This is a genomic window from Vibrio rotiferianus CAIM 577 = LMG 21460, from assembly GCF_002741985.1.
GTDB lineage: Bacteria > Pseudomonadota > Gammaproteobacteria > Enterobacterales > Vibrionaceae > Vibrio > Vibrio rotiferianus.
Window position 1 is genome coordinate 91,426 of record NZ_APHW01000105.1, and the last position, 12,916, is coordinate 104,341.

6 protein-coding genes and 5 pseudogenes are annotated in these 12,916 nt (G+C 44.4%); 7 read left to right on the forward strand and 4 right to left on the reverse strand.

What is annotated here, in order from left to right; all coding sequences use genetic code 11:
* Positions 1-134 precede the first annotated feature (134 nt).
* From B853_RS21510 to B853_RS21525, 3 genes and pseudogenes are all read left to right on the forward strand, one after another.
* Positions 135-1,169: an IS110 family RNA-guided transposase gene (locus B853_RS21510; protein WP_038884518.1), complete on the forward strand. Its 1,035-nt coding sequence runs from the start codon at positions 135-137 to the stop codon at positions 1,167-1,169.
* Between the two features lie 312 nt (positions 1,170-1,481).
* A pseudogene (locus B853_RS21515) lies at positions 1,482-2,250 on the forward strand (IS5 family transposase); the annotation flags it as partial.
* Positions 2,251-2,751: 501 nt separating this feature from the next.
* Positions 2,752-4,125, forward strand: coding sequence for a carbohydrate porin (locus tag B853_RS21525; protein WP_038884517.1), 1,374 nt, complete (start codon positions 2,752-2,754; stop codon positions 4,123-4,125).
* A gap of 135 nt (positions 4,126-4,260) precedes the next feature.
* Here B853_RS21525 and B853_RS21530 read toward each other — a convergent pair whose 3' ends face one another.
* The gene (locus B853_RS21530; protein WP_038884516.1) at positions 4,261-5,247 is read right to left on the reverse strand and encodes a LacI family DNA-binding transcriptional regulator; all 987 of its coding nucleotides are present in this window, start codon (positions 5,245-5,247) and stop codon (positions 4,261-4,263) included.
* A 234-nt stretch (positions 5,248-5,481) separates the two neighbouring features.
* Between B853_RS21530 and B853_RS21535 the strand changes: the two genes are divergently transcribed.
* The 3 genes from B853_RS21535 to B853_RS21545 all read left to right on the forward strand — a co-directional run bounded on the left by B853_RS21535 (position 5,482) and on the right by B853_RS21545 (position 9,487).
* Entirely contained in the window at positions 5,482-6,921 is a 1,440-nt protein-coding gene (locus tag B853_RS21535) for a sucrose-specific PTS transporter subunit IIBC (protein WP_038884515.1), read from the forward strand.
* A 164-nt stretch (positions 6,922-7,085) separates the two neighbouring features.
* Complete coding sequence (locus tag B853_RS21540; protein WP_038884513.1) at positions 7,086-8,045, forward strand: aminoimidazole riboside kinase; 960 nt, start codon at positions 7,086-7,088, stop codon at positions 8,043-8,045.
* A complete protein-coding gene (locus tag B853_RS21545) occupies positions 8,042-9,487 on the forward strand; it encodes a sucrose-6-phosphate hydrolase (RefSeq protein ID WP_038884511.1) in 1,446 nt (481 codons plus the stop codon). Before B853_RS21540 ends, B853_RS21545 begins: the two co-directional genes overlap by 4 nt.
* 173 nt (positions 9,488-9,660) lie before the next feature.
* On the opposite strand, the pseudogene B853_RS21550 reads toward B853_RS21545, so the two are convergent.
* From B853_RS21550 to istA, 3 pseudogenes are all read right to left on the reverse strand, one after another.
* Positions 9,661-9,858: pseudogene (locus B853_RS21550) on the reverse strand (ATP-binding protein); the annotation flags it as partial.
* 12 nt (positions 9,859-9,870) lie between these two features.
* Positions 9,871-10,757: pseudogene (locus B853_RS21555) on the reverse strand (IS982 family transposase).
* Positions 10,758-10,851: 94 nt separating this feature from the next.
* Positions 10,852-11,859: pseudogene (gene istA / locus B853_RS21560) on the reverse strand (IS21 family transposase); the annotation flags it as partial.
* A gap of 212 nt (positions 11,860-12,071) precedes the next feature.
* Here istA and B853_RS21565 point away from each other — a divergent pair.
* A pseudogene (locus B853_RS21565) lies at positions 12,072-12,878 on the forward strand (IS5 family transposase).
* Positions 12,879-12,916 lie beyond the last annotated feature (38 nt).

The window sequence follows — 12,916 nt, forward strand, 5'->3', positions numbered from 1 at the left end:
TGCTGGTTTTAATAACTGAAATTTATCCGTAATTCTAGACTTTAGCGAACGGCTTTGATGTGATGGACGCACCTCCCTTCTAGCACCGTTGTACCAAACTAATGGTGCAACCAGTAAGAGCAGGAGTAATCATTATGTCTATTAAAGTTGTCGGTATCGATATGGCCAAAAACCTCTTCCAAGTATGCATGTTGAGTTCTGATGGACAAATCTTGTCAAACCGAAAGGTAAAGTGTGACAAGCTTCTTGATACAGTCCGTCAATTACCAGAGAAAACGGATATTGCGATGGAATCATGCGCAACTTCGCATCATTGGGGCAGAATATTTCAAGAGCTTGGACATAGCGTAGCTCTTATCCCAGCTCAGCACGTAAAGCCATTTGTTGGGCGACAAAAGAACGATGCTAATGATGCGAGAGCAATTTGCGAAGCATTTTCTAGGCCTGATATTCATTTTGTTCCTGTTAAGTCTGTTGAGCAACAAGACCTCAAAGCAATACGCAGTGTCCGTAAACGCTTGGTGGAGAACAGAACGGCCTTGTCGAACCAGATCAGAGGACTCGCCGCTGAATACGGAGTGGTTTTCCCTTTGTCTATTAAAGCTTTGCGAAGTCATTTACCGATAGCTCTTGAAGATGCAGAGAATGCTCTTTCCCCAGTAATGAGGAACTTACTGCAAACTTTATACTGTGACTTTGTCAGCCTTAGCGAAGAGATAGATGAAATGACCCAACGTGTCACCATGTTGAGTCAGCAAGATCCAAGGTATGAGGCTCTTCGGAATATTCCTGGTTTTGGTCCGATTTTGACAGCGGCACTGATTAGTGAGGTAGGTGCTGGACACCAATTCCAAAATGGTCGCCAGTTCTCAGCATGGTGTGGCCTGGTTCCAAAACAAAATAGTACAGGTGGAAAAAGTTGTCTCGGCTCTCTATCGAAGAATGGTAATCGCGAATTAAGAGCATTACTTATTCACGGTGCTCGCGCAGTGGCTCGGTGTGGAGCTAACAAAGCGGATTCTATGGGAACATGGTTGAGAGGACTCATTGCACGCCGAGGCAAAGCAAAAGCGATTGTCGCTCTTGCAAACAAGCTCGGTCGGGTAGCGTGGCGCATCTTGGTGAAAAATAGTGAATACGATATTAATCAGGCCTTTAAACCTGTTTGATTAAAAATAGTAAGTTCTAGAGAAGCAACTGAGTTTGCAATAGCTGATGAATAAACGGTGAACCATCCTTACTACACTCTGATAACGCAACATGGTTATTGAAACCGAGGCTTTGAAAAGACAGTGAGGGGCGGATTACATCATGGCGCAGGTTTATTATCGACCTAGAAAGACGTCGGATATATGTTAGCGACCGTATCATTCAATTAGCCATTGCATCCAGAGGTGCGTCCATATATGTTGCTTAAATCGATGGAACTAAATCAAGATGCGGCGATTTGATCGACTACACCCATCAATCGTCGTAGCCTCATGCCTAAACCTCATTATAAAACAACTAACTGGAAGCAGTACAATAAAGCCTTAATTGACCGTGCTTCTCTGACCTTTTGGATTGATGAGGAAGCGATAGCCAAGTGTAAGCAAAACAAACAAGGCAAGCATTGTAGACCTCGCCGATTCAGCGACTTAGCCATTACTAGCGCACTGATGGTAAAGCGCATTTTCTCTATGCCATTGAGAGCGCTGCAAGGTTTTCTAGACTCAGTATTTAAGCTGGCTAACATCCCGCTTGTTTGCCCATACTACACTGTATAAGCCGTTAAACTAAGGAAGTTGAGGTTTCATTTAAAACCAAAAACAGAGGAACAATACAACATCTAGCCATTGATGCTACTAGTCTTAAGGTTTATGGCAAAGGTGAATGGAAGGTCATGAAGCATGGTACTAATGGGAAACACAGAGTATGGCGTAAGCTGCACATCGCAGTACATACGTACACCCACGGAATCGTCGCAACAAAGCTGAGTTTGTTTAACGTAACCGATGCCGTAGTGCTCCCTAATTTGCTAAAGCAGACACGTCGAAAATCATTGAGATATCAGGTGATGGTGCTTATGATACAAAGGGTTGCTATGATGCTATACGAATCAAACGAGCGGTTCCGCTTATTCCGCTACGAGAAGGGGCAGCCTTCTGGGAACGTGGGCATCCTCGCAATTTAGCGGTAGGTTGTCAGAAGCTTTACGGCTCGAACAAGACGTGGAAAAAGCGGTACGGCTATCACAAGCGCTCGCTATCATAGACAGCAATGTATCGAGTGAAACAGTTGTTAGGTGGGAAATTAAGCCTGAGAAACTACTAATTAGTGCTATACAAATGCAGCAAGCAATTATTAGACAAATACGGTGTAGAGAATCAACTTTTTGTTGAACAAGGTGTTGGTCACAGGGCACCGGTCTTTGATACTGAAAAGTATGTGCCAGAAGTTGTTTATTTTGTCCGAGCGCACCTCCCTCCTCAAACCTTCGAAAAGCCTTCAATGTGCACGATATAATATTTTTCGCCCATTAATCAATTTCACTTGTGACAAAGTTATCAGAATTATGCATTTTAGGTAACGTTCCCGAAAGTATTGATCTATCATCCACTCAGACACAAAAGTGAAGTAATCAACACGACTGATTTCTATTTCTTCTTCGATATAGAGCTTGTACATCAAAAGTATAAGCCGAAATGCGCTTACGAATTATTTTGGGAACGATTGCAAACAATCCAAAACAATTAACGTGAGAACATAAGAATGAAACTACACACTTTAGCGGTTGCTGTAACAATGGGGCTAATGACTACATCGGTATTAGCAAGTGAAGACGTTGCAGCATTAGAGCAACGTATTAATGAATTAGAACAAAGAGTTGCACAAACGGAGCAGGTTTCTACCGAAGCCAATGAAAAGGCTTCTTCGTTTGAGTTTCACGGGTATGCACGCTCTGGGTTATTGATCAACGACGACCTAAACGGCGCGACAGGTACTGGCCCTTACATGACAGCGGCGGGTGCGATTGGTGCGCCTATTGGGCGACTTGGTGTGGAAGATGATCATTACGTTGAAGCGAACTTGATTCATAAGCGCTTTGCGGATGATGGATCTAGTGCCTTGTTTCGTATCATGTTAGCCGACAGTACTGAAACAAATAACGAGTGGACAGCCAGCGAAAGCCAGTTGAATGTACGACAAGTGTATTCCGAACTGAACCGTCTGAGCATGTTCTCTGAATCTGAAGCGTTTTCTGAAGCAACGTTTTGGGCAGGTAAACGATTCGATCGCGACAACTTTGATATTCACTTTTTCGATTCGGATATTGTCTTCTTATCAGGTACTGGTGCGGGCGTTTACGATGTTCAGATGAGCGACAACTGGAAAGCGAATTTCTCTATTTATGGCCGAGATTTCGGCGAGATTGATAGCTCATCAACAGATGTCGAAAACTACATTGCAACCATGAATAACCGTATTGGCCAATGGCAAGTGATGTTGAGCGGCATGACCTCAGCAGACAACGATAGCAGCTTAAATGGCGCAGCTGAAAGCGGTGTACACGCAATATTTGCGTACCATGGAGACAACTTCTTTGGTCTGAGCGAAGGCTTCTCTAAAACGGGCATGTTAGTGGGTAGCGGCCTAGGTGCTGAGCTAAAAGGCATCGGTTCAAATGGTGATTTACTGGATGACGCAAAAGCCGTACGCCTGTTTAGCTACGGTGTCACACGCATTGGCAACAACTGGCGCTTAGCGCCTGCATTAATGGCAGAGCATAGCCAAGACCGTTTGAAGAAGAATGACGAGTTCACATGGGCTTCTTTAAACGTTCGATTAGCTCAAGAGTTCACAGAGAACTTCGAGATGGTTTACGAAGGTTCATTGCAGTACATGGATTTAGACAACTCGACAGAGCAAGCAAGCGGCGGTTTCTACAAAGCGACAGTGGCACCAACACTTAAGCTTTCAACCAGCACAGGTTTCTTTGACCGACCAGAACTGCGTTTCGCTGTGAGTTATGTGGATTGGAGTGAAGACCTGAGTGGTTACTCGATCAGCACTGAATCAGATGCTGCAACGATGGGTGAGGGCGGCGAGGTTCTGTTTGCACTGCAGATGGAAACTTGGTTCTAATTACCTGATATATCGTTTAGATAGAGAGTGTTAATCATGATGTGACAGTCGCATCATCAAATGCCAACCTTATCGTTTCAACTCGAAGGTTGGCATTTTTTTATCTTGGGATAACCTGATCCCTGAAATAAAGTGCTAGCAAGACTCTCGATCAATAGTGGTGAAGGTCAACACCATCTTACTCATTTCAAAGCCTTTTTTCTCAATGCGGTCAAGCAGCAGCTTAGCTCCATTTTCTCCCGCTTTATCAAACGCATAGTTAAACGTAGACAGCGTTGGTGTGCATACTGAAGCAAGTTCATCGTCACCCACGCCGAGTACCAAGACATCCTTTCCTGGAACGAGGCCCGCTTCCTGAATGGCTCTGATCGCACCGATTGCGATACGGTCAGTTGCGCAGAACAGGCCGTCGAGCTTGGTGTGCTCTTTTAGAGACTGTTTAGCCAGTTGGTAACCTGACTCTATGGTGAAGTGGCCACGGGCGTGAAACTGCAGTGTGAGGTCGTTAAATTGAAGCGATTGAGCGAAGCCTTCCGATCTCATCTTATCAACCGCAATATCATCGCCTTGCACACCGATGAACCCCATATGTTTACAACCTTTCGCTATGAGGCGATTACCCGCTTCAAACCCTACGCGAGTGTCGTCGTGCACAATGCTTGGGATGTTAAACATTGACCCGTCTTGACCAACCAATACCACCGGTACTGCTGAGCTTTGAATCGCTTTGACTAATTTGCTGTCGAGGTGGGTCGCATACAGGATGATACCTTCAACACGTTTTTGGTTAAATATCTGAATATATTCAAGTTCTTTATGGTGCGTTTGGTGTGTGCTCGCTAATAAAACATGCTTGCCCGCTTGCTCTAAGACGGCGGTTAAGCCATCGACACCTTGAGAGGTGGCATGGGATGAAACCCTAGGAACAATCACGCCAACCAGGTTGGTTTTTTGAGACTTTAAGTCTTTAGCGACTTGGTTTGGGAGATAGCCACACTCTTCAACCGCTTTACGTACCTTCACCTTGGTCGCGTCTTTTACGCCATACTCATCGTTGATTACTCTTGAAACCGTCGACTTGGAAACTCCAGCGAGACGAGCGACATCATGAAGACTAGCCATTATTCATTATCCATTTGTATTTTTAGTTTTGGGATTGTTTGCAAATAGAGCATCAAATGTACCTGTTATTTGGAGATTTTAACTCTGCCTTCTTATCCTAGGGAGATAATTTGAAGATCATTCTCACAGTATTGAGCAGTTATCTTTGATCATTTGTTATTTCTAGGCAATAATTTGTTTTGCAAACGTTCCCGAATATTCAAAGGCTCAAATGATAATCCAATGGGGTATGTAATGAATTATCCAAAAATAGCAAAAGAGCTGCTTTCTCTATTAGGTGGTAAAAGTAATATCACCGCACTTGCACACTGTGCGACTCGTCTGCGTCTTGCAGTCGCAGACCAAGATAAAATTGATGAACAGGCGATTGATAACCTAGAAGGGGTTAAGGGCCAGTTTAAAGTGGCAGGTCAATATCAGATCATCTTTGGCTCAGGCATCGTAAACCAAGTTTATACTGAGTTGGCTCAGCTGACTGAAATGACGGAAATGTCGACCAACGATGTGGCGTCTGCAGGTGCTGACAACCAAAATATCCTGCAACGCGCGGTGAAAGGCCTGTCTGATATTTTTGTACCAATCATTCCGGCGATTGTTGCTGGTGGTCTTTTGATGGGTATCTACAACCTATTGACGGCTCAAGGCTTGTTCATTGATGGCAAATCTTTAATCGACGCTAATCCGGGTTTGACCGACTTAGCAAATATGATCAATACATTTGCTAATGCTCCTTTTGTGTACTTACCTATTTTATTAGCATTTTCAGCGAGTAAGAAGTTTGGTGGTAACCCATACCTTGGCGCGGCTTTAGGTATGTTGATGGTTCACCCAGACTTGCTTAACGGCTGGGGTTTCGGTGGTGCATCGGTTTCGGGCAGCATTCCAGTTTGGAACATTCTAGGTTTCGAAATCGAGAAAGTGGGTTATCAAGGTTCAGTATTGCCCGTTCTTGTTTCTGCGTTTATTCTAGCGAAAGTTGAGCTTGGCCTACGTAAAGTTATTCCTTCGGTTCTGGATAACTTGCTAACGCCGCTACTGGCTATTTTCGTGACTGGCCTACTGACATTCACGGTTGTGGGTCCATTTACACGTGATATCGGTTTCCTACTGGGTGACGGTCTTAACTGGCTATACAACAGCGCGGGCTTCATTGGTGGTGCGGTGTTTGGTTTGATTTATGCGCCGTTCGTTATTACTGGTATGCACCATAGCTTTATTGCTATTGAAACTCAGCTGCTTGCGGATATCGCAACGACTGGCGGTACGTTCATCTTCCCTATCGCGGCGATGTCTAACGTGTCTCAAGGTGCAGCGGCACTGGCGGTTGGTTTCATGAGTAAAGATAAGAAAATGAAAGGTATCGCGATTCCTTCTGGTGTGACCGGTTTGCTTGGTATTACTGAACCTGCAATGTTTGGTGTGAACTTGAAGCTTCGCTACCCGTTCATTGCTGCGGTTTGTGCTGCTGCGGTTTCAAGCGCATTTCTCACGATGTTCAATGTGAAAGCGCAAGCACTGGGTGCGGCGGGTATTCCAGGCATCATCTCAATATCACCAGAAAAAATTGGCTACTACGTGGTAGGTATGATTATCGCGTTCGTAACTGCATTTGCGCTGACCGTCGTATTAGGTCTACGTGAGAGCAGCAAGCAAAACATTAAAGAAACAGCTTAACGTTTCTCCCTAGAAGTGAAGCCCCCCCTTTTCACTTCATTTCCTAAGCTTTGGGGTGCTAGCTAGGTGATTTGGCTTAGCTAGCCTTTTTATATTTTTACATGACAGCGTGAAGTGTAACTTTGCTTTCGGTTGTCATAATTTTCAGTTTTAAGGTAAGAAAGATGAATCAAGTTTGGGTAACTGGAGACGCCGTCGTCGACCTCATTCCGGAGACTGACGCGACATTATTGAAATGTCCGGGCGGTGCGCCTGCCAATGTCGCGGTAGCTATTTCTCGCCTTTTAGGCAAAAGCGCATTTTTCGGCCGAGTGGGTAACGATCCGTTTGGCACTTTTATGGAAGTGACTCTGCAAAAGGAAGGTGTGAATACCGAGCGTTTGGTGAAGGACCCTGAACAACGCACATCAACCGTGGTGGTTGATCTTGATGACCAAGGCGAGCGCAGCTTTACGTTTATGGTTAAGCCAAGTGCCGATCAGTTTATGTCTGTTGAAGACATTCCCGAATTTAAGAAAACTGAGTGGCTACACGTCTGCTCAATCTCTTTGGCTAATGAACCAAGCCGAAGCAGTACCTTTGAAGCGATCCGACGCATGAAAGCCGCGGGCGGTTACATCAGCTTCGATCCAAACCTTCGTGATGAAGTGTGGCAAAACCCATCTGAAATTAAGTCTGTGGTCATGAAAGCGATTGAATTGGCTGATGTGGTTAAATTCTCAGAAGAAGAACTGGATTTCTTAACAGATTCAACTTCGATGGAACAAGGTTTGGCTAACATTGCAGATCTTAACAACACGCTTGTTCTGGTTACGCAGGGCGCGAAAGGCGTTTGGCGAGTATTTGAAAACCAAGGTGTGTTGATTTCAGGTCGCTCAGTGACGCCAGTGGATACCACAGGTGCAGGCGATGCTTTTGTTGGCGGTTTGCTAGCAAAGCTTTCTCAATATGAAGAGTGGAATAATCAACGAGTCGTTGATTCTGCGATCCTGTGGGCGAATGGTTGCGGTGCATTGGCTACAACACAAAAAGGCGCAATGACCGCACTTCCAACGCAAGAAGCTCTCACTCAGTTTATTCAAAAAGACTCTTCAAATACGAACGTCGTCGAGGAGAGTGTATGAGTTTGAACTCGAACTGGACAGTAGAGCAAAGATATCGTCGTATAGAAGAGATTTCACAAGGCAGCATTGATGAGATGGTCAATCTTCGCAAACAAGACGCTGGCTATCCGAGCTACCATATTGCGCCTAAGTTTGGTCTACTTAATGACCCGAATGGTCTTTGTTTCTTTAATGGTGAGCACCATCTATTTTACCAATGGACGCCAGTTGGCCCAGTCCATGGTATGAAGTACTGGTACCACCTTTCTACTAAAGACTTCGTTCATTTCGAAGACCACGGCATTGGCCTGCACCCAGACCAAGATTACGACTCTCATGGTGTTTACTCTGGTGGTGCATTGGTTGAAAACGACAATGCATTGTTGTTCTTTACGGGTAACAAGCGCGATGAAAATTGGCTGCGAGTACCCACTCAATGTTTTGCTAAGATGTCTGCTGACGGCAAAATAGAAAAGTACGGCGTGGTTATCGAAAATGATCACTACACCGAACATTTCCGCGATCCAAAAGTGTGGAAACAGGGCGACGATTACCTGATGGTTGTGGGTGCTCAAACGCCTCAAGAGACTGGTTCAATGGCGCTATATCGCAGCAGAGACCTGATGGATTGGCAACACAAAGGTCCAATTCAAACTCGTTACAACAACCTTGGCTATATGTGGGAATGCCCAGATTTCTTTGAAATAGAGAATCAGTCGGTGATGCTGTTTTCTCCACAAGGTGTGTCTGGCGAAAACCCATACGATTTCAAAAACATCTACTCGGTGGCTTATATTGTCGGTGACCGCCTAAATCTAGATTCGGTAGAACTGGAAAACCACCGAGATATTGCACAGCCAGATTATGGCTTTGATTTTTATGCACCACAGACTTACTTAGATGATAAAGGCCGCCGTATTCTGATAGCTTGGATTGGTCTGCCTGAGATTGATACACCATCTAATGAGCATCAGTGGGCAGGTATGTTGTCGTTACCACGCGAGCTTCACATCCAAGATGGCTATCTGGTGCAGTCGGCTTTACCTGAATTGAAAGCGTTGCAAGGCGACGCGGTTCCGGTTGAAGGCGTTCTTGAGTTGGATACAACCAGTTTCATGGTTCAACTCGAAACAGAAACGGACGAGTTTGAGTTAACGCTCGCTAATGCTGCGGGCAATAACATCGTGTTCAGTGCCACGGAAACGGAGTTCATGCTTGATCGCAGTAAGATGTCTCAACTTTACGCGGAAGAGTTTGGCTCTGTGAGAAAAGCACCGAGGTTAAGCAGTAAACAAACTATCGAAGTTTATGTTGATAAGTCAGTGATCGAGATCTTCATCAATGGCGGTAAGCATACAATGACCAGCCGTTTCTTCATTGATGCTTTGGGTTCATTGTCGATGACTGGTGACGTGAACACCGTTTATCACGCAATGAGCCCAGTTAAAGGACTAGATGACTAAGTTGTTACAATTATACAAACCACTTTACTAGTGGTTTGTATTGTCTGAAGCACTTCTGTAGTGGCCAAGTGAATTGAACCACTACATTAGAGGCTTTGCTATTGTCAACGCCAGTTTAAATTTGACCCACTTATCGACGGTATCGCCGAAGTAAAACTGACCCACCCACGTTATTAACTCTTATTTCCAGATAGACTTTCTAGAACCGCTGGTATGGTTCCAGCCGCTTTCTTTCCTCTTAGCCGATAGCTTTCACCACTGATCTGAACGATGTGTGAGTGATGAAGAAGTCGATCAAGTAGTGCTGCCGTTAGCGTTGTATCGTCATTGAACGCATTCGACCATTGAGAGAACGGCAAGTTACTAGTTAACCTCATATCGGTTTAAGCCATCGCCATCAAGCCTGTTCTTTCAGTATTGGTGATATTGAGCGATGGCTTTTCTGGTTTTAGACAATAAGCGATTAACCCTCCAAGTAGGTTCAACATGAACCCATGCAAGCTTCGATGGCGAGAATGCTCTATCTGAGAGATATTCTTCAGTTGATCATTAATCGTTTCAATAATGAACCTTTTTGAATGCATCGCTCTATCCCAAGCCTCTAATACTTTCGGTTTCATATTCTTACGATGAGTCGTGATCAAGGTAATACCTTCCTCTTTTAAATCTTCAGTAAGGGCTTTACTGATATAGCCTTTGTCTGCATAAAGCTTATCGAGTGAGCCTTTGGATAACTCTCGAACTGGGCTTCTATCATTCGTATTTGCTAGAGTCAGTTTGGCTACGACGATATCACCAAGGTGGTTGGTGATGATATGAAGCTTAAACCCATAAAACCAGCCATGGTTCCTTTACCTCTTGCCGCCGACCCTTTGAAAACTTTATGCCTCAGTATACGTAAGCTATGGCAGACTTTAATACTTGTGGAGTCAATGAATTCAATGCCTGACGGCTCGCCTTTGACATGAGTAAAGAAAGAGCTTAGTGGCACTAAGACGGAAGGCATGACTTCCAGAAAACGGGTATAACTGAGTAATGCTGGGAATTCTTTCTTATGATAACGATGTACGATACCCAGGTAGAAGTTTTTGAAATCACGCTGATGAGACATGTGGAAGGCAATAATAATGGTCATGATTTCGCTTTCAGACATTCGTCTTTCGTGATTACGTTTTCGCTCACCACTTTCAAGCTGAGTTATTTTCCATTGAAGTAGAAAAGCCTGACAAAAGTTATCGACATGACAAAATAAGTCCACTAGTTTATGCATAGCTGGTTCCTTTGCGATAGGTCAATCTTGCTCGAGAGATCTGATCGCAGAACCAGCATTTAGTTCCCTTTCTTTTTTTCCCGAGTTCAGGTTAATTATGTTGTTCATACTGAACATGATAATCAATATTTACCTTCGCTTTTTTGATTGCTACATATCGGTATGGGTACGGAGGTAAAGGAGACAATGCTGGTTTGTCCAATAACCTGAAAGCTTCTTCCCAGTTACCTGGAAGCTGTTTAAACGGCTTCTGATTGAGATCTTTCAACAAAATCCTGATGCATTGGTTTACTTCAGCCAGAGAGAAGAAGGTATGGTGCCGGAGCTTAGCTAAGATTCAACGCTCGACTATCTGGACGGGCTGGCATTACTGCTACGCAGTAGTGCTCAGCCAACTGATGACAGCTGGGATTGAGTTCAGGATCGTAACGGCATGCTTTGCTTACTCCACTTTTTAAGTTGTCCGGGAACAGCAGTTGTGGAACACCACCGAAGAACTCAAACATTCTGACATGGCTTTGTAGCCAGTCAGGGGGTGACTGAGACTCCGTAGCTTCGGCATAGGTGTAATTTGCTGCCCCAAGTACAGCGATGAACACCTGAGCATAACGGACTTCCCCAGTGCTGGCGCAGACAATAGGAATCGTCTGACCACAGTAGTCGATAAAGCATTTTTTCACCCGCCTTATGTATCTGCCGCATTGAGCGTTTTTGTTTTTTATTCAAGTGAAGGTAGCGGTCACAGAATTGGGAGTAGCTGATAACGGTTTGGGTACTGCTCGGTATACTCTTCCCAGAGTAAATGCTTCGTTATCCCTTTTTGCTTTAGTTCTTGATGGATCTAAGACCAATCCGGCACCTGGGCTCGGCTGGAGGCTCTCGTGTCAGAAGCCGCGTAAAACAGACGAGAAAGATCTTCATCTGTCATTGACTCTGGAAGTGGCTAGGTAAGATTAAGTTCATTGGCTTTATGAAGCAGTTTTGAAACGGCTCCAACACTGAATTTCGTGCTGGCGCTTATCTGCCTGATGGATAGTGTTGCCTCAAGTTTTAATCTGAGTACATCTCGAATTTTACGCATTGTAATCCTCTTTGCTGGCATTTTCCTGTTCTTAAATAAAAACAGGTTACCAAAAGTGTTGAAGATCAATACGTTGAAAAAGATTCTGGTTGAATGTGAACAGTGATTCCGGAAATCAGAGGAAAGTGTTCATCTTGAAACCAGAATAGGTGTTCACGTTAAACCAGAATAGGTGTTCACATTGAGCCGGAATGAGTGTTCAAGAAGGGCCGGAATACGCATAATTTAGTCTAATTCCGAAACCTCGCTACAAAACCACTAATTGGAATCAATACAATCAATCGCTTATTAATAATGGTTCTCTGACATTCTGGATGGATGAAGAAGCCATTCGCAAGTGGAAGCAGAGTAAACAAGGTAAACGTGGTAGACCTCGTCAGTTCGGCGACTTAGCCATTACCACTGTGCTTATGGTGAAACGAGTTTTCTCAATGTCGTTGAGAGCATTGCAAGGGTTTATCGATTCTGTTTTTTCATTGGCTAACGTTCCTATAGTCTGTCCACATTACAGTTGTATCAGTCGAAGAACTAAACAAGTCGAGGTTTTATTTAAACCAAAGACTAGAGTCGTAATACACAGCATCTAGCCATCGATGCAACAGGCCTCAGGTTTATGGCGAAGGTGAATTGAAGGTCAAGGTACAAGGTACTGACGGGAAGCGTAGAGTCTGGAGAAAGTTGCATTTAGCGGTAGACACCAGCACTCACGAAATCGTCGCGGCAGAACTGAGTTTATCTAATGTTACCGATGTAGAAGTCTTTTCTAACTTGCTCAAGCAAACACGCCGAAGAATTATTGAGATATCTGGTGATTGCGCTTATGGCACAAGGGGTTGCCACGATGCCATACGGATCCAACAGAAAGTGGAAAAAGTGGTACGGCTATCATAAACGCTCACTATCGGAGACAGCAATGTATCGAGTGAAGCAGTTGTTAGGTGGCCGGTTAAGCCTGAGAAACGACATTGCTTTACGCTATGATTAATGCGCTGAACAAACTTACAGGGCTTGGTATGCCTGAAACGCAGTGTGTTGTATAAGAATTGCTTAATTTCAGGCAGTTTGGTTCTCTAACCGA